Genomic DNA, 19,018 nt, shown 5'->3' with positions numbered 1-19,018 from the left:
AATATACAATTTTAGGTTGTGAATTAACTATTTATAGTAAGAATATGAAGTCGAATCTTAATTTATATAATATTGTAATTCAGATTTAATAAACCGAGTTAAGTGTTCCTCAATTTTTGTAAGAGTTCTATTCTTCGTTTGAATAATGCCAAGCGTTACATTAATAGGTTCATAATTGATAATATCAATTTCAACGATTTTACCTTCCAGAACATAAGGGTTACTTTTAGTAGCAAAATCTGGGGCAAACCCAATCGCTAATCCATTTGAGATTAAACGAGATAGTTCTTCTGTTTGATTTGATGACAATAAAATATTCAATTTCCCAAAAGTACATTGAAAATTATTAACAAACCATTTAATATAATCGCCATTATATAAGACGATCGTTTGCTGAATGATTTCTTCTGGTGTTATTTTTTTCTTTTTAGCGAAAGGTGAATCACTACTTACATATACCTTTAATGTTCCCTCAGCGATACTTTCGAAATTTAAATGCTCAATATTTTTTAAAATATCTTCATAGATACAGATCAGTCCGATATCTGCTTTATTCTGTTGAACTGATTCCACTGTCAGTTCAGTTATATTTTCTGAAATCTCTATCGTTAAATTTGAATATAAATTCTTAAATTCCATTAATGGTTTCAATAAATAAGTAATAAAAGCAGGTATAGTAGACACTCTGAGATTTCCAGAATGTATATCCAAAATTTTTCTAGCCTCTTCGATCAATTCTTCATATTTTAACAAAACTTCATTTGCTTTTTTTACAATTTTAGTTCCCTCATATGATTGAACAACCCCATAACGAGTGCGATCGAAAATTTTTATCCCTAATTCATCTTCTATTTTTTTGATATCCTGACTAATACCAGATTGACTTATATGAAGATTCTGACCAGCTATAGAAAAAGAGCCCGTTTTAGCAACTTCAGAAAGAATCTTTAGCTTTTGTATGTGCATAGGATGACCACCTTAGTATATAGATTACTATATTAGAAATTCGTTTTGAGAATAATGAAATCCTCTAATTTTAGATATTAGTAATTGTGAACCAGGTATTACAAACCTTAATTTTACTAAGTAATTGCAACGTTATACAATTAATTCAGATAATTCTTAATTTTTAAACTGTATTAAATTGCTAAAAAAAGTTTCATCTAATTTTATATTCTAAAAATTTTTATGTGTTTTTGCAAGCGTTTTCTTTGTTATAAACAGTCTGAGGAACCAGGTCATTTTAATTTATCTTAATTCATTTAAAAAGGGGAAAGAACATGATCCATGACCTAATATCGTTATACCCTAATGATCTACCATTTTTTCTAAATAAGAGGTAAGGCCAATTCGAAGGAAAAGGTGTTACTATAAATCCTATTTATCTAATATTAATAAAACATTTTTAGGAGGTTTTTAAATGCAAACGACTGTAAAAGTATTAGAATTTCCGCTTTATATTGATGGTAAATGGACACCAGCAAAAAGTGGTGAAACGTTTAGTGTGAAAAATCCAGCAACTGGAGAAGTAGTCGCTCTGGTAGCTAAAGCTGGAAGAGAAGATACTGAAGCAGCTATAACTTCAGCTCGTAATGCTTTTGATTCAGGAATTTGGTCAAAAAAATCACCAAAAGAAAGAGCTCAGATCTTAGTTAATTTTGGGAATAAGATTGTCGAACATTCTGAAGAACTTGCATTCTTAGAAGCTATTAGCTCAGGTGCAACTGTAAGACGAATTTCAAATTTAGATATTTTATATTTAGTAGATTTACTTCAGCAGACAGCCAAATTTACTATTGAGTATCCATTTGTTGAGTCACTGCCAGTACTGCCTTTTCCAGGACCAAGCAATAATCAAGTATGGCGTGAAGGGATTGGTGTTGTAGCTGCGATTACACCTTGGAATCTTCCAATGCTTTTAGCAATGTGGAAAATTGCCCCTGCACTGGCAATGGGTAATTCTATTGTTGTTAAGCCAGCTTCAAATACACCTCTTTCTACTTTGAAATTAGCAGAATTAGCTACTGAAGCTGGAATACCGGCTGGAGTTTTCAATGTTGTTTCAGGACCTGGAGCTACTGTTGGTGAAGTGCTAGCAACTCATCCACATGTAGATAAGGTAGCATTTACGGGATCTACTGAAGTAGGAAGACGGATTATGGAGTTAGCAGCTGGAACAGTTAAAAGAGTCACTCTAGAATTAGGTGGAAAATCACCTTCTATCGTTTTACCAGATGCTGATTTAGACATTACGATTCCAGGTAGCTTATTTGGATTCTGTCTACATTCTGGACAACTTTGCGAATCTGGAACTCGCCTTTTAGTACATGATTCGATTTATGATGAAGTTGTTGAGCGCTTAGCAAATTTAGCATCTTCAATTACAATTGGAAACCAGCTTGATATGGCAAACGGCATGGGGCCAATGGCTTCTCAGCAACAACTTGATACAGTGCTATCTTATGTTGAGACTGGAATTAAAGAAGGTGCTCGTTTAGTTTGTGGAGGAAAACGATTAACGGGTGAAGGTTATGATCATGGCTATTTCATTGAACCTACTATTTTCGCAGATGTAGACAATAAAATGAAAATTGCTCAAGAAGAGATATTCGGTCCTGTACTTTGCGTGATTCGCTACTCTACGGTTGAAGAAGCAGTCGAAATTGCGAATGACACAATTTATGGATTAGCAGCTGGTATTTGGTCAAAAGATGTTAACAAAGCACTAAAAATTTCTCGTGAATTAAAAGCAGGAACAGTTTGGATCAATGATTGGCACATGTTAAGAAGTGATGCACCATTTGGTGGATATAAACAAAGTGGTTTTGGACGTGAACTTGGCCGTTATGCTTTAGATGAGTACACACAAGTAAAGCATGTTCATTGTTCACTTACTCCAGAATTAAGCCAAAAACCTTGGTATGGCATCTTATTATAAAAAACTAGATTTAAAAGTTACTAATATAAAAAAATAGATTAATTCGGTAAGACTAATAAAAAACATAATAGAAAAGAGAAGGTGATCCCATGATAACGTCATTTTTTCAGTTTTCGGTTCGTACAGTTGTAAACAGCGGGGCTGGAGCTCGTTCAATGTTACCAGAAATGATAAAAGGACTTGGTGGTAAAAGAGCAGTTCTTTACGTTGATAAAGGAATAACTCAAGCGGGAATTACAGATAAAATTAAAGAACTATTTGAAGCGATTCCTAGTGCAGTACAGCTAGTAGGAGTTTTTGAGGACATTGAACAGGATGCAAAAGGTGAAATTATAAACCGAGGTGCCAAGTTCTTTAAAGAATGTAATGGAGATTCATTAATTGCTGTTGGTGGAGGAAGTGTTTTAGACACAGTTAAAGCAATTAAATGGATGCTTCATAATAAGGTTCATGATATTCGTGAAGAGCTTCTTGTTGGAAATTTAATGGAATTTTGGCCAGAAGCTCAGTATATTCCAATTCCACACGTTGCAATCGCAACAACAGCTGGAACTGGTGCAGAAGTGTCTCCAATCGCAGTAGTACTTAATGAAAAATTAGGAATTAAAACAAATATCCTAAATACATTCATTAGCCCTGATATGGCGATTTTAGACCCTGAGCTTACAGTTGGTTTACCACCGAAAATTACAGCGTTTACAGGATTTGACGCATTAACTCATGCAATTGAGGCTTATTTCTCACCTCAGGCGAATCCTATGACGGATGCATATGCAATTCAAGCGATTCGTATGATTGTAGATAATTTACCTACTGCTGTTCATGAAGGGCGTAACCTTGCGTCACGATCAAATATGTTAATGGCTAGTTCGATGGCAATTTCTGCTTTCAGTCTTTCAGTTAATGCGATTCCAGTTCATAATATAGCACACGTATTTGGAGCAAAATTCGGAATTCCTCATGGACTTGCTAATGCAGTGTTATTACCAAATGTAATGGAATCACTAGCACCATATTATTTGAAACGTATTCATGGTTTTGCACAAGCTTTAGGTTTAAAAGATATACCGGAAAAACCAGAAGAGTGCCTTGCAGAAGTTGTTCTATTTATCCGTAATTTACGTGAAAATGTTGGTCTTCCTAGTACGTTTGCTGATTTTGAGGTTAATGTCGATAATATGGGATACATTGTAGCGATGGTTCATAGTGATCCTTGCGGAATATTCTTCAAAATTCCACCTGAAGTAATAGCAAAAGTTTCCAATGAAGTTGCAGGTTCTGGCTTAGTAATTTCATAATTTTTATTTATAGTTACCGGGCACCTTCAAAATCTTTGATGGTGCCTCAATTATATTCAATTTTTGTGTATAAAGTTAGAAGACATAATAATACTAATCTATCTCAATTTTTAGTATTACAATTTCATTTAATCTCACTAATTTAGTAAATTACTAGAATGTAGCCTACTAATGGTATGTAGTTATCAGGAGGAGAAAAATTTTTATGAATTGGAATCTAAATGAAAGTTTAAGAAAAAGTGCAGAAAAATATCCAAATCGTAATGCAATTACATTTGAAAATAAAAATATAACGTATAGTGAATTATATTCACAAGTTGAATGTGTAGCATCTAGTTTAGTACATGATGGAATTAGAAAAGGTGATAAAGTAGCCTTGGTATTAGGGAATTGTCCGGAATTTGTCATCGCTTATTATGGAATTCTTCGTGCAGGTGGGGTAGTAGTACCGGTTAACCCGATCTATACGAAAGAAGAAATTTCATATATTTTATCGAATAGCCAAGCAAAAGCCGTTATATCAAATTTTACAATGGAAACGATCATTGATTCTCTTAAATTAGAATTAAAACAGATCGAAATGCTTTACTATGTCGGATCTAATAAAGCTGAATTCAATTGGGAGCAGTTGATTGTAAATAAATCAAAAAACAATGAAAATCCGTTAATTATGGCAGAAGATCTTGCTGTTATTTTATATACTTCTGGAACAACAGGAAGACCAAAAGGAGCTATGCTAAGTCACAGAAATATGGCATCAAATGCAGAGTCAATTGTTAAACTTGTCGAGTTCAAAGAAGATGATCGCATTTTAGCTGTCCTTCCAATGTTCCATGTATTTTGCATGACAGTTTGTATTAATACACCAATTATGATTGGAGCTAATATCGTAATTGTTCAAAAATTTAATCCTATTGAAGTCATTCATACAATTTTTAATGAGAAAGTGACATTATTTGCTGGTGTTCCAACGATGTATAACTTTTTATTACAATTAAAAGATTATTCAGCTGAGTATTTCGCATCTATACGTGTATGTTTATCAGGTGGAGCATCGATGCCAGTTGAATTACTTCAACGATTTGAGGAAAAATATAAGACTATTATTGCTGAAGGATTCGGTCTTTCTGAAACAGCTCCTGTTACGGCATTTAATCCTATAAAAGGAATAAGAAAAATTGGGTCTGTCGGAGTAGATATTCCAGGCGTAATAAATAAGGTTGTCGACAAATTTGGAAATGAAGTTCCAAGAGGCGAAATAGGTGAACTAATTGTCAAAGGTCCAAATGTCATGATTGGATATCTTGGAATGCCTGATGCAACAACTAACGCCATAAAGAATGATTGGTTCTATACTGGTGACTTAGCAAAAATGGATAAAGATGGATATATCTATATTGTTGATCGAATAAAGGACATGATTATTGTAAACGGATACAATGTATATCCAAGAGAAGTAGAGGAAGTAATCTATCAACATCCAGCGATTGTTGAAGTAGCTGTATTAGGAATAACTGATAATGATTACGGAGAAATCGTAAAGGCTTTCGTTGTATCGAATGATGAAAGTATAACAGTGGATGATATCTTACATTTCTGCAAGGACAAGCTTGCAAAGTACAAGCTACCTAAACAAATAGAATTTAAGAAAGAATTACCTAAGAATAGTACAGGTAAGATTTTAAAAAGAGCTTTAAATGTTGAACAAGTAAAAGTTAATTAGTTTAATAGAGTATTTTTCTGATAAAAACTTTTGAAATTTATATTTAAATCATGGAGGTTCCTATGACAAATAACATTTTAACTCAATCAATGCCCGCAACTTCTTTTACAAAAAAGGCTAATTTAGCAGTATATGATTCTCTAAATTTTGATGATAGGCAGGACTTCTTAGATGCAAATAGAGGATTTATTGCACCACTAGAAGCAAAGATTATTAAAGATGATTCTGGGGAAGTCGTTTGGGACATTGAACAGTTAAACTATTTAAATGACGCTGCTCCTGAGACTGTGAACCCTAGTTTATGGAGAAATGCACAATTACAGGCTATATCTGGTTTGTTTGAAGTTGTAGAAGGAGTATATCAAGTTCGTGGACAATCATTGGTAACTAACTTTTTTATTGAAGGAAAACAGGGAGTGATTGTCGTAGATGCTTTAGGAAGTAATGAATCAGCTAAAGCCGCGATGGAATTATATTATAAACATCGACCACAAAAGCCAGTAACAGCCATCATAATAAGTCAAAGTCACGCTGATCATTTTGGCGGTATTCAAGCTGTGCTTAAATATGCTGAAAATCCTAATATTCCGATTATAGTTCCTCAATATTTTACAGAAGAAGCGTTAAGTGAGAATGCACTTTTAGGTACAATCATGGCCCGTCGTGCAGAGTATCAGTTTGGGAAAGATTTACCAGACGGTACAAAAGGCTCTGTATCAGTAGGTATTGGCCCAACAATGGGCTCAGGTACTATGAGTTTTCAGTTACCAAATGTTGAAATAGAAAATGAAATCCAATCGATGGAAGTTGATGGTGTAACATTTGAATTTTTATTAACGCCAAATACAGAAGCACCAGCTGAAATGCATTTTTATATTAGAGATTATAAAATATTATTTGTATCAGAGAATGCCAATAAATTGATGCATCAAATTTATACTGTAAGAGGAGCAAAAACGCGAGATGCATTACATTGGGCTAATTCACTAGATAAAACAATCGAATTATTTGAAAATGAAGAGATTGATGCATTACTAATGATTCATGCATGGCCTGTATGGGAGAAAGATAATGCAATCAATCATATAAAATTGCAACGTGATTTATATAAATATATGCACGATCAAACGGTGCGCTTAGCCAATCATGGATATACGATGGATGAGATAGCTGAAATAATCAAACTTCCAACAGAATTGGATACTTACTGGGGAAATCGCGGGTATTATGGAACTTTAAAACATAATTCAAAGGGTATTTACAATTATTATTTAGGTTATTATAGTGCTCATCCTTCCGATTTAGATCCATTACCACAAGTGGAAGCTGGCCAAAAATATGTTGAATACATGGGCGGATCAACAAATATTTTGAGACAAGCAAAAGCTGATTTTGAAAAAGGTGAATATCGTTGGATCGCTCAAGTATTAAAAAATGTCATTATGGCTGAACCAGAAAATTCAGAAGCTAGAAATTTATTAGCAGACGCATTTGAACAATTAGGGTATCAAGCTGAATCAGCTAATTGGCGCAATATTTATCTTGTAGGTGCATCTGAACTAAGATATGGAATTAATAAAGAAAATTCACCGCTAGATGTCTCGGGAATAATTAAGAATATGCCAGTCAACGAATTCTTAAAATTAATAGCCGTTAAATTAAACGGTCCAAAAGCAGAAGGTAAAAAAATAACGATAAATGTAACATTATCAGACTCTAAGCAAGTCTACACTTTATATTTGGAAAATTCTGTTTTATTTTCGAGAGCAAATAAGTTAGATGACAATGCAGATGTTTCATTAACAATTGATCAATTTGCATTTTATGGAACTTTACTTGGACTTCTTTCACCTGAACAAGCAGTTGGAGCAGGAAAATTAATCATTTCTGGTGACCAAACAAAATTGAATGAATTTTTATCACTTTTAGATGAGTTCGACCGCTGTATAAATATCGTAACTCCTTAATTAACAGAAATAATTATTGATTCAATGTATTTCAATAAGCACCTGCTCAATCATGTTCGGTACAAAAAAAGATTGTGCAGGTGTTTTTCAAAGGTATGTTTACAAAGGTTTATCGAATAAAGAATAGATTTGATGAGAGGCAGGAATTTGGATGAAAAGTTGGGCGAAATGGATTATTTTATTGTCACTTTTTATTATGGCTATTATTAATTTTGCTGACAAATCAATTTTAGGATTAGCTGGAATTCATATTACGAAAGATTTGAACTTAACCTCTACCGAGTTTGGTATTTTAGGTAGCAGTTTTTTTTGGTTATTTTCAATATTTGGAATTATAGGTGGTTCTCTATCGGATCGTATTGGTACTGGAAAATCACTTGCTATTATGGCAATTGTTTGGACAATCGCGCAATCTATGGCATTGTTTGCATCAAGTCTACCGATTCTAATATTGAGTAGAGTATTACTAGGGGCTGGAGAAGGTGCATTTCTTGCAACTGCAATTAGTCATATAAGTAAATGGTTTAAACCAGAATCACGCGGATTTGCGATATCAATTATTAATTTTGGAAATGTCGTTGGGATAGCTGTTACAGCTCCTATTATCGTTTCTCTAATATCAAATTATGGTTGGAAACAATCATTTTTTATTTCTGGTATTTTTAGCTTTGTCTGGTTCATTTGTTGGCTTTGGTTAGGAAGAATGAAACCAACTGTTTCTTTTGAAGAAGAAGTAGGTACGTTGGAAAACAAAAATGAGATTAATAGAAAAGATGTTTGGAAAGCTTTACGATCTCCTATTTTTATATTTACAACTTTAATTGCTTTTATTGCTTATTCATTCATTGTCTTTGGACTTACTTTTAATCCTTCGTATTTAATAAAAGTAAAAGGATTATCTGAACAAAGGTCAGCATCAGTAATTGCTATTTCTGGTTTAATTGGGGCTATTTTAGCAATCTTACTATCCATCATTTCAGATCGTTTATACAAAAAAACACAAAGTTTATGGAAATCGCGGATTTTATTTTCTGCTATTAGTGTTTTGCTAGCAGGGTTTTTGTACTCATTGTATCCACTATTAACTGGTTCGGGTTCAATCATCATCCTCCTTTCGTTAGTAAATACACTGGTAATTACTGTAAACACACTTAGCCCAGCTATTGTAGTTAGTATACTCCCACAGCGAAGAGGAGTTATGACAGGGACTTATTTTGGAATAATGACTTCATCGGGTATTATTACACCAATTATTTTTGGGAAACTTATTCAAAATTCTGGTGCAAATGTAGCAGGGGGATATAGTATCGCAATTTATGGAATGGCAATTGCTATGGTAATTGCAGCGCTATTAATATTCCTTTTCAGAAGCCGAAATCAACAAGTTTCAACAGAAAAGGATAATAAGCTAGTGAACCTCTAATGCGAATCTTATAGAAGAATCCATGTACTTCTACTCGAATGGTAGATTTAATTACGGTGAAAATATTCCGATTGAATTTTTTAAAAGGATATTCTGAAGAAAGATATAGAGGTATGAATATGAATAATGCGTTAGGAAAGCAGAAAGAAACAATTGATTCTAAATATATCCAACAGCATTTAGCAAATGAAAGAACTTATCTTGCTTGGGTAAGAACAAGTATAACCATTATGGGGGTTGGCTTTTTAATCACTAATCTTCATTTTTCTACTCTGGCTTCTAATGCAAAAATAGGAGATACATTATCAAAAATAATTGGATTATCCTCGATTATTGTTGGAATTTTTGCTTTAATTATTTCAACGATCAGTTATTTTATCAAAGGAAATGATATTAATAATCAAGCGTTTAAATTTTCAAGGACATTGGTTGTTTATTTATCGGTGGCCTTAGTTCTTATTTTTATTATTTTTGGAGCTTATTATTTAGATGTATGGGGATTGTTTTAAACTCTTCTACTTTGATAAGAATTTGCCAAAAATGATCTTCTTTTTGAGGATCATTTTTTGCAGATTTGGATCAAATAAAGCAATGTAACCCGCCTTCAATCTATCTATAAAACTCATATCCTTTAATACCCTCTTTTGTTGACTCAATAAAAAAATCTCCTGCAGTCAACTATTTAAATGGATGAAAAGTGACCTTTCTCAAATTCTAAATCACGATCAAAGGCATTATTGCTATAGGGATTGTATTATTTGGAATATGGACCATCATTTTTATCACATAGAAGGAATGGAGCAACGATAAAAGATTTAATTATAACCACTTAAATATAGAGATGTGAGGTAATAGTTAATGAAGGTATTAGTAGAAAAAAAAGAAAATATCTGTACGATTCAAATCAATCGACCTATTGTTAGGAATGCAGTTGACCGTGAGACAGCACAACTGCTTGCTGAAGCATTTCGTGATTTTGAAAATGATGAAAATCTACATGTAGCTGTGTTGTATGGAAAGGGTGGAACGTTCTGTGCCGGCGCAGATCTAAAAGCATTTTCTGTAGACGACGGAAATTGTTTGGATATAGATATGTCGAAAGATGGTCCTATGGGTCCTAGTCGAATGAACTTATCAAAGCCTGTAATTGCTGCAGTATCAGGTCATGCTGTCGCCGGAGGGTTAGAGTTAGCAATTTGGTGCGATCTTAGAGTGGTTGAAAAAGACGCAATATTCGGTGTTTTTTGTCGTCGTTTTGGTGTACCACTGATAGATGGTGGAACACAGCGATTACCTCGCTTAATCGGTATGAGCCGTGCTCTCGATCTGATTTTAACTGGTCGATCTGTTGGAGCAGAGGAAGCACTTTCTATGGGGCTTGCCAATCGAATTGTAGAAGTAGGAACAGTGAAGGAAGAAGCTGAAAAACTTGCTGCTCAAATTGCTCAATATCCTCAATTATGTATGAAAAATGACCGAAAAGCAGTTTATGAAGGATTTGATCTAGATTTTGAGAAAGCAATGCAGTTAGAGTTCACTTTAGGAATGACTGTTGTACAAAGTGGTGAATCCATGAAAGGTGCTAAGCGCTTCGTACAAGAGCAAGGCAAACATGGAATGATTAATAATGGATGAGAAATAGAAAGAACTACATTAATAATGATACAAATTGAGATCGATTTATCAAATAATTGAAGGAGGGCGATCGAATTGGAAGGAAATGTAGCAATAATTACAGGGGCAGGAAGAGGGATTGGTAGAGCGACAGCAGAAAAATTAGCAAAACAAGGCGTAAAAGTTGTTATATCTGATTTAGATGAAGGTCATGCAGAAATGGTAAGAGCTAAAATTGTTGAATCAGGAGGAGAAGCGATTGTCTTTTCAGGAGATGTAACGGAAAACGAGTTTCCTTCAAAGATCGTAGCAAAGACAATGAATTCTTTTGGACGATTGGATATTTTGGTCAATAATGCAGGATATACATGGGACGGACTTGTTCACAAGATGACGGATGAACAATTTCGAAAAATAATGGAAGTTCATTTAGTTTCACCTTTCCGTCTTATAAGAGAAGCAGCACCTTATATGAGGAATGTAGCAAAAAAAGAGATAGAACAAGGAGTTGATCATTACAGAAAAATCATTAATGTATCTTCTATAGCTGGATTGACAGGAAATGTTGGACAAGCGAATTATGCATCAGCTAAGGCAGGTCTTTTTGGCTTAACTAAGTCAGTAGCAAAAGAATGGGGACAGTTTAACATCAATTGTAATGCAATCGCTTTTGGGGTTATGGATACTCGGTTGACCCAATCAAAAGAAGAAGGTGAATTCATCAGCGACATTCCACTTGGCATTCCTAAAAAAGTGCGTGAACAATTAACAGCAATGATTCCCCAGAAGCGATCAGGGACTATTGAAGAGGCTGCAGAATCCATCTATTATCTTGCTTCTCCTATGTCAAATTATGTGAATGGAGCCATTTTACAAGTAAATGGTGGGATTTATATGTAACATACTACGAAAACATAAGAATGAAAAAACCTCAAATTCTTTTGTAAAAAGGTTTGAGCTTTTTTGATTTATGTTTATTAGTTTATCTTTACAACTAATATTTTAAGCTTTATAGCTATAAGCAGTAAGTTCAAAAAGTAATAAGAGGAATTGAATATTTAATTAAGGATGATTAGATACTAAAATAGATTGGTATAAAAATGATTCGAGGTGATATATGAATAGTGAAGTACAAGATTTCACCAAGGGCCTAAATAAAAATATAAAAAAAATAAAAGAAGGGTTACATGATTCGCCTGAATTATATGTGAGACAGATTCAATTGGACGCAAATGGAGACAACATTGGTGCATTATTATATATTGATGGAATTGTTAATACAGAGCTAATTCGGGAGAGTATTATTGAACCTTTACATAGTATTCGAATCAAGGATAAAGATACTTTTATGAATACTTTAGCATGTTATCATATTCGCTCAGAAAACGTCGAGTTGATAACATCAATTTCTTCCTCAATCGAAGGTATTCTTAGTGGCAAAACACTTGTTTTAATTGATGGTTTTGAAAGTGGCATACTTGTTGATACAGCACAATGGGAACAACGATCAGTCGAGCAAAGTACGAGACAACGTAATATTCAAGGACCATTGATTTCTTTCTCGGAACAATTGAAAGTGAACTTAAATTTACTTCATAATATAATTCAATCTCCTACATTTATGGTGGAAAAGAAGAAACTTGGAAGGATCGCAAAAACAGATGTAGCGATTGTTTATTTAACTGATCGAGTTGATCAAATTGCTTTGCAAGAAGTACATAATAGAATTGACTCTTTACAAGTTGATTATGTACTTGAGTCAAGAGTAATTGAAATAGCAATAGAAGGAACACAGAAAACGTTTTTCCCGCTTTCTTTTAATACTGAGTTGCCAGATGCTGTAGCTTCCGCTTTGTATGAAGGAAGAATTGCCATTATGGTGAACGGTACCCCATCTGCAACGATTGTGCCTAATTTATTCGTTCAATACTTTCAGCAACCAAGTGACTATTATGTTAAACAATTAAAGTTAAGCGTTCGCCTTATAACAATAATAAGTTTTCTGATAACTATCTTGTTACCTGGATTTTATCTTGCATTTGCAAAATTTCATGACAATTTGGTACCGAAAGAAATTCATAAAAAGTTTTTTGTAGAAACAGTTACCGTTTTGCCTTTGTGGGCTGAAGTATTCTTGCTTATCTTTTTGTTACAAATATTAGGAATTGGTTCATATAAAATCTCAAGGGAAATGATTCTAGTTGTTTCTTTAATCTCTACAATTACAATAGGTACGACAGCGGTAGATGCAAAGCTAGTTCACCCACTTAGTCTCATCGTAGCGGGGCTAGCTTACCTAACAAGCACGATGCTTACAATTGGAACATTACCGAGCTCTCTTCAACCTATACGCTATATTTTTCTTTTTATAGGAAATTTTTTCGGTTTCACTGGTTTGGGTATTGGATTGTTGATAATGATCATACATATGTCTCGTTTACGTTCAGTAGGCGTTCCATACTTAGCACCACTAATTCCTTTTAATTTTAAAGAATTTAAAGATGTTTTTTATAGGGGAGATTTACGTAAATTAATAAATAGCCCACACAAATATCCTCATGATGATAAGGGAAAGTAAGAAGCCTAAAAGATGTACAGGAAAAATCTTACGAAGAGCAATACGTGGATCTGTACTACCTCACTTTTTCACTTGAATTACTGCAAGCTCAAACCTAAGTGTAACAAAGATTTGGGCTTTTTCTTTGTTTTCATTTAATTTGATTTTTGGCAATGAATATTATTTATTGGAAAATTACTGCACAGAAACTTAACAAAAATAGTGGTTGCTGATCGTGTTTCTCAACCAAAAATTTATTGCTTAGCTACTTTACAACCTAACTACTAAGTGATACACTGTACCAGTACTAAGTAATACTAAATATCTGTAATACTAAATAGTTGAAAATTATTTATAAATTTTTTTATAAAATGGTTCACATTTTCTCTACTTAGTAATACAATATACTATTACTAAGTAACACTGAATATCAGTCATGCTAGATAGTTGAAAAGAGTTCAGTAAAAATTATCATATGAAATCCTTGATCCATAGACTATTTAGATATATTTTTTTATCGGGTACTAAGTAATACTGAATATCTGTAATACTAAATAGCTTAAAGAGGTGCTTTTATCTATTTCAATATTATTGTGCTCTGCTACTTATCGTTACAGTTTACCTTTACTAATTGACTGAAAACTAATTTAACCAAAGTTAAAGGAGGTGTATGCTATGGAAAATTTAACAGAAATGCTTAAAGGTTCGTTGGAAGGTTGTGTACTGGAAATCATTAGTCGAGGTGATACTTACGGCTATGAGATTACTCGCCTCCTTAATGATTTAGGTTTTACAGAGGTTGTCGAAGGTACAGTCTACACGATTCTGATTAGGCTGGAAAAGAAAGAATTAGTAAATATTGAGAAAAAACGTTCTGAAATGGGTCCACCTCGAAAGTTTTATTCATTAACCGAAGCTGGGCATGAGGAATTACAGCAATTTTGGAAAAAATGGGACTTTGTTTCATCAAAAATAAATATCCTAAAAGGGGAGAAGTAATATGAAGAAATTTATAGAGCTAATCATTGGCGATTTAGAAAGCAAGAAGGAATACAAAGCATTTATGAAAAAAGTAAATTCCCTTCCGAAAGATTACGCATTTGTTTTCAAAAAAATTCAAAAATACATGTGGAATTTCGGATATGGATTTGGTGAAGAAATCATCAATTTGTATGAACTGTTTGAAGCTAGTTCAGCAGAAGGCAAGCATGTACTAGATGTTACTGGTGAAGACGTGGCGGCATTTGCTGACGAATTGATGACTCTCTCAAAACTAGATGGAGAATCGGCGAGTATATTAGGAAAGCAAGTAGATTTGAAAAAAGACATTGAAAGTAGAGTAGAACAGCAAGTAAAAATATGGACGAATAAAAAATAAGGTAGGGGGCTAAAAATCATGATAAATTTTATCAAAAAGATACTTGATGACAAAAAAGAATACAAAGAAATGATGGCGCGTGTGGAAGCTTTGCCAGGAAACTACTCAGAAGCCTACAAAACAATCTGCAACTATATGTGGAGTTTCGCTTCTGGAAGTGGCATGGATATGCTGAGAATCCAATATGATCTCATTGATTTGTTTGAAGCTGGTGCTGCAGATGGCAAAGACGTATTGGAAGTGACAGGTGAAGACTTGACAGCATTTGCTAATGGACTTACTGATCAAGCGAAAAGATGGGATGATAAGTTACGCAATAATTTGAACAAAAGCGTTCTAGATCGTGTGAGTAAGAAAAAATAAGCATTGAACACCCCACTAAAATACTTTTTTGGAAAACTAGCTATTAGTAAGAACTGATTAATTGTCAGTCAATATAGACAAAACAAGTTGCAGGCGCTAGTACGCAGTGAAACGCGCCTTCAACTTCATATATGGGAGGGAAAGGATTATGAATAATACAGCAATTTCAGTGAAAGGGCTAAAAAAATCCTTCAAAGAAATTGAGGTTCTCAAAGGTGTAGATTTTGAAGTGGAAAAAGGCAGTGTCTTCGCTTTACTTGGATCAAATGGTGCCGGTAAAACAACTATTATTAAAATTTTGACTACATTATTGCAAGCGGATAAGGGGGAAATTGAAGTTTGTAATGCAAACCTACAAACAAACCCACAACAAGTACGTGAGAAAATCAGTCTAACCGGACAAAACGTTGCAGTAGATGATATTTTGACAGGGCGCGAAAATCTCGACCTAGTAGCAAAACTTCGCCACTTGCCTAATCGGAAAGAAGCTGTGGAAGAAAGTCTACGCCGCTTTGACTTAGTCGAAGCTGGTAATCGAGCTCTTGCTACTTATTCAGGCGGTATGAAACGACGCTTGGATTTAGCAATGACAGTACTTGGGTCACCTGAACTTGTTTTTCTTGATGAGCCTTCTGTTGGACTTGACCCTGAAGCACGTTTAGCATTGTGGGAAGTGATTCGTGATATGGCGAAAGCTGGTATTACCGTTTTTCTCACTACCCAATATTTAGAAGAAGCCGAACAACTAGCTGACCGCATTGCGATTTTACATGATGGAAAGATTCTCGTTCAAGGAACATTGGATGAATTAAAAGCAATTCTTCCACCTAAAAAAGTGGAATATGTGGAAAAACAGCCGAACCTTGAGGAAATTTTCCTCGCTGTTACCGGAAAGAAAGGAGAATTGTAATGAGTGGAAACCATTTTTTCAGCGATACAATTACAATGAGCAGTCGGGTGATGAAGCATTCACTTCGAAGTATTGACACAATTATCACAACGATTCTTATGCCGATTATGCTTATGCTTGCTTTTGTCTATATTTTCGGTAGTGCCATGACAATGAATAAAGTAGATTATGTGAATTTTATCGTTCCAGGTGTGCTGCTTATGTGTATTGGAATGGGGATTTCCTATACAGCAGTTCGAGTGAACACTGACATGACTAGAGGTATCTTTGATCGATTCCATTCCATGCCAATCTCCAAATCATCGATATTGGGAGGGCATGTCATCTCAACTTTACTATTAAACTTATTATCAGTTGCTGCGGTGATTCTCATTTCTTTTATTATGGGATTCCGTCCTCATGCTAATTTTGTAGAATGGCTATTAGCATTTGGTATGATCCTGCTTACCGTATTTTCTTTCACTTGGATTGCAGTAGCATGCGGGCTAATGTCAAAATCGTATGAAGGTGCGAACGTGTTCTCTTATCTACTAATGGGATTAATGTTTGTAAGTTCTGCCTTTGTTCCAACAAATAATATGGGTAGCAAGCTTCGAGCTTTTGCCGAAAATCAGCCAATGACACCAATTGCCGAAAGTGTGCGTTCCATTTTAGCTGGGCAGCCTGACTATGGTGTCATTGTAACAGCAGTGTTGTGGTTAGTGGGAATTGGGATTTTGTTTTATATGATTTCGATGAAAGTATATAAAAAACGAATGAAATAAAATGAAGAAGTACAGGTTGGGGAATTCTTTCAGTCTGTACTTTTTTTGCTTTGAAAAGGATTTAGGAGAAGACATCCCATGCATTTTCTTTTATTTAGTTATCTTAGAGTTTAGGTTATTTATTTTTTTATTATAAAACAAAAAAACGCATCGAATTCATGATTAGATGCGCTAGTTTTTAGAATCTATTTAGTTGAAGTTTCATATTCTTCGTCTGAAACAGGTTCCAACCACTCCGGTGTACCTGCAGTTATTGCAATGTGTTCAAACCAACTATCCTTTGCAGCACCATGCCAGTGTTTCACACCATCGTGAGTGACAATAACATCACCAGCCTTTAAGAATTGAGCAGGTTTACCTTCTTCTTGGTACCAACCTTCTCCACCGGTTACTAATAAAATTTGAAATCCATCACGATGGATATGCCAATTATTTCTGCAACCAGGTTCAAAGGTCACGTTCCCAACACCAACATTCACTTTTGGATCAGCAATTAAGGTTTTAAGATAACTTTGTCCTACAAAAAATTGTGCGTATGCTTCATTTTTTTCTCCAACGGGGAATATGACACCATTTTTTACTTCTTCATTTTTTATCATTATTACTTCCTCCTACATACTTATTTTTAACCAAGTTGAACAGTTGGACAAATATTCATTTCCTAAATAGCTATATCTAACAGTAGTTCAATCCCAACTTATTAATAGATAGTTTTACTTATAAAAGCCCACATAGTTACGGGACATTACATATTAAAAAGATGCCACAAAAGCAATGCTTTTAGGACATCTCAGAAAAAATATAATTAATAATTAGAACGCACACCTCACATAGTGCTAGGATCGATGACAAACCGATACTTTACATCAGAAGCTAAAACTCGCTTGTATGCTTCGTCAATTTGATCGGCAGTAATAACTTCAATATTAGGTACAATGCTATGTTTTCCACAGAAATCTAACATCTCCTGAGTCTCACGAATTCCTCCAATCATTGAACCTGCAAATGAACGACGATGACCTATAAGTGAAAAAACACTTAGTGACAACGGCTCTGCTGGAGCACCGACATTTACTAACGTACCATCAAGAGTGAGTAACCTTAAATAGTCATCCAAATTAATCTTTGCACTTACCGTGTTAATAATTAGGTCGAAAGTACCCGCAAGTTTTTCAAATGTTTCTGAATCATTTGTAGCAAAGTAATGGTTAGCTCCAAATTGTAAGCCATCGTCTCTTTTGTTCAATGTTTGTGATAGAACAGTTACCTCTGCACCCATTGCATGTGCGATTTTTACTGCCATATGACCAAGACCGCCCATACCAATTACAGCTATCCTTTTACCTGGTCCTGCTCCCCAATGGTTTAATGGCGAATATGTAGTAATACCCGCACAAAGTAATGGTGCAGCAGCATCAAGTTCTATGTTATCTGGTATTCTAACTACGAAATCCTCCGTTACAACTATGTGGGTTGAATAGCCACCCTGAGTTGGCTCGCCGTATTTGTCAACACCAGCATAAGTAGGAGTATTTCCTTTAAGACAATACTGTTCTTCTCCTTTACGACAGTTTTCACAATCGCCACATGAGTCTACCATACATCCTACTCCAACTCTGTCACCAACCTTGTATTTCGTGACATCAGATCCTACATCCGTGACTATTCCAGCAATCTCATGTCCCGGTACAAGTGGGTAGTGCACATGACCCCATTCTCCATGTGCAGTATGAATATCAGAATGGCATATTCCGGCATATTTAATTTCAATTAGAACATCATTTAAATCAAGATCACGTCGTTTGATTTCAGCAACTCGAAAGGATTTGTCAGGACCATCTACTGCTCGTGCTTTTGCAGTTATCATAATAAAACTTCCAAAAAAATATTTTTCAAGAGAACAAATTAAACACTAGGGTTGAAGCATTCAATAGATTTTTTCTCTTGCACCATCATGATATTCCCTCTAGTTAACTCTAGGTCAAGTGATTAAATTATATTTTTTTGCGTTCTTTAAATGTGACATCAAAAAAATAACATGATAAAATCCTTTTCATAATAATAGAGTTAACTCGAGGTCAAA

17 protein-coding genes are annotated in these 19,018 nt (G+C 34.4%); 14 read left to right on the top strand and 3 right to left on the bottom strand.

Annotation, left to right across the window (positions count from 1 at the left end):
* Positions 1–57 precede the first annotated feature (57 nt).
* Entirely contained in the window at positions 58–966 is a 909-nt protein-coding gene (locus EP747_RS08810; protein ID WP_129689538.1) for a LysR family transcriptional regulator, read from the bottom strand.
* Between the two features lie 454 nt (positions 967–1,420).
* On the opposite strand from EP747_RS08810, the gene EP747_RS08805 reads away from it, so the two are divergent.
* The 14 genes from EP747_RS08805 (at position 1,421) to EP747_RS08740 (ending at position 16,935) form a co-directional block, all read left to right on the top strand.
* Positions 1,421–2,938, top strand: coding sequence for an aldehyde dehydrogenase family protein (locus EP747_RS08805; RefSeq protein ID WP_129689537.1), 1,518 nt, complete (start codon positions 1,421–1,423; stop codon positions 2,936–2,938).
* An 89-nt stretch (positions 2,939–3,027) separates the two neighbouring features.
* Positions 3,028–4,236 carry an iron-containing alcohol dehydrogenase gene (locus tag EP747_RS08800; RefSeq protein ID WP_129689536.1) on the top strand — a complete coding sequence of 403 codons (1,209 nt, stop codon included), beginning with the start codon at positions 3,028–3,030 and terminating at the stop codon, positions 4,234–4,236.
* 205 nt (positions 4,237–4,441) lie between these two features.
* On the top strand, positions 4,442–5,959 hold the full coding sequence (locus EP747_RS08795; protein ID WP_129689535.1) for a long-chain-fatty-acid--CoA ligase: 1,518 nt from the start codon (positions 4,442–4,444) through the stop codon (positions 5,957–5,959).
* 62 nt (positions 5,960–6,021) lie between these two features.
* A complete protein-coding gene (locus EP747_RS08790) occupies positions 6,022–7,926 on the top strand; it encodes an alkyl/aryl-sulfatase (RefSeq protein ID WP_165346928.1) in 1,905 nt (634 codons plus the stop codon).
* Between the two features lie 151 nt (positions 7,927–8,077).
* Positions 8,078–9,349 carry an MFS transporter gene (locus EP747_RS08785; RefSeq protein WP_129689533.1) on the top strand — a complete coding sequence of 424 codons (1,272 nt, stop codon included), beginning with the start codon at positions 8,078–8,080 and terminating at the stop codon, positions 9,347–9,349.
* Positions 9,350–9,468: 119 nt separating this feature from the next.
* Complete coding sequence (locus EP747_RS08780; protein WP_129689532.1) at positions 9,469–9,858, top strand: YidH family protein; 390 nt, start codon at positions 9,469–9,471, stop codon at positions 9,856–9,858.
* Between the two features lie 349 nt (positions 9,859–10,207).
* The gene (locus EP747_RS08775) at positions 10,208–10,984 is read left to right on the top strand and encodes a crotonase/enoyl-CoA hydratase family protein (RefSeq protein ID WP_129689531.1); all 777 of its coding nucleotides are present in this window, start codon (positions 10,208–10,210) and stop codon (positions 10,982–10,984) included.
* A 75-nt stretch (positions 10,985–11,059) separates the two neighbouring features.
* Positions 11,060–11,863 carry an SDR family NAD(P)-dependent oxidoreductase gene (locus EP747_RS08770; RefSeq protein ID WP_235832791.1) on the top strand — a complete coding sequence of 268 codons (804 nt, stop codon included), beginning with the start codon at positions 11,060–11,062 and terminating at the stop codon, positions 11,861–11,863.
* Between the two features lie 217 nt (positions 11,864–12,080).
* Positions 12,081–13,541 carry a spore germination protein gene (locus EP747_RS08765; RefSeq protein ID WP_129689529.1) on the top strand — a complete coding sequence of 487 codons (1,461 nt, stop codon included), beginning with the start codon at positions 12,081–12,083 and terminating at the stop codon, positions 13,539–13,541.
* 654 nt (positions 13,542–14,195) lie between these two features.
* A complete protein-coding gene (locus EP747_RS08760) occupies positions 14,196–14,519 on the top strand; it encodes a PadR family transcriptional regulator (RefSeq protein WP_129689528.1) in 324 nt (107 codons plus the stop codon).
* A 1-nt stretch (position 14,520) separates the two neighbouring features.
* Entirely contained in the window at positions 14,521–14,898 is a 378-nt protein-coding gene (locus tag EP747_RS08755) for a DUF1048 domain-containing protein (RefSeq protein ID WP_129689527.1), read from the top strand.
* A gap of 18 nt (positions 14,899–14,916) precedes the next feature.
* Positions 14,917–15,261, top strand: coding sequence for a DUF1048 domain-containing protein (locus EP747_RS08750; protein ID WP_129689526.1), 345 nt, complete (start codon positions 14,917–14,919; stop codon positions 15,259–15,261).
* A 148-nt stretch (positions 15,262–15,409) separates the two neighbouring features.
* Positions 15,410–16,171, top strand: coding sequence for an ABC transporter ATP-binding protein (locus EP747_RS08745; protein WP_129689525.1), 762 nt, complete (start codon positions 15,410–15,412; stop codon positions 16,169–16,171).
* Positions 16,171–16,935 (top strand): ABC transporter permease, encoded by a 765-nt coding sequence (locus EP747_RS08740; RefSeq protein ID WP_129689524.1) that lies wholly within the window; start codon positions 16,171–16,173, stop codon positions 16,933–16,935. The genes EP747_RS08745 and EP747_RS08740 overlap by 1 nt, the downstream gene beginning before the upstream one ends.
* 185 nt (positions 16,936–17,120) lie before the next feature.
* Here the strand turns inward: EP747_RS08740 and EP747_RS08735 are convergent, their stop codons facing one another.
* Complete coding sequence (locus EP747_RS08735; RefSeq protein ID WP_205753814.1) at positions 17,121–17,534, bottom strand: cupin domain-containing protein; 414 nt, start codon at positions 17,532–17,534, stop codon at positions 17,121–17,123.
* 227 nt (positions 17,535–17,761) lie between these two features.
* Positions 17,762–18,802 (bottom strand): NAD(P)-dependent alcohol dehydrogenase, encoded by a 1,041-nt coding sequence (locus EP747_RS08730; protein ID WP_129689523.1) that lies wholly within the window; start codon positions 18,800–18,802, stop codon positions 17,762–17,764.
* Positions 18,803–19,018: the final 216 nt, after the last annotated feature.

Origin of the sequence: Gottfriedia acidiceleris (genome assembly GCF_004138285.1) — a bacterium.
Taxonomy (GTDB): Bacteria; Bacillota; Bacilli; order Bacillales; family Bacillaceae_G; genus Gottfriedia; species Gottfriedia acidiceleris_A.
The sequence above is the reverse complement of the archived record's forward strand: the minus strand, read 5'-3'. Positions and strand labels throughout refer to the sequence as shown.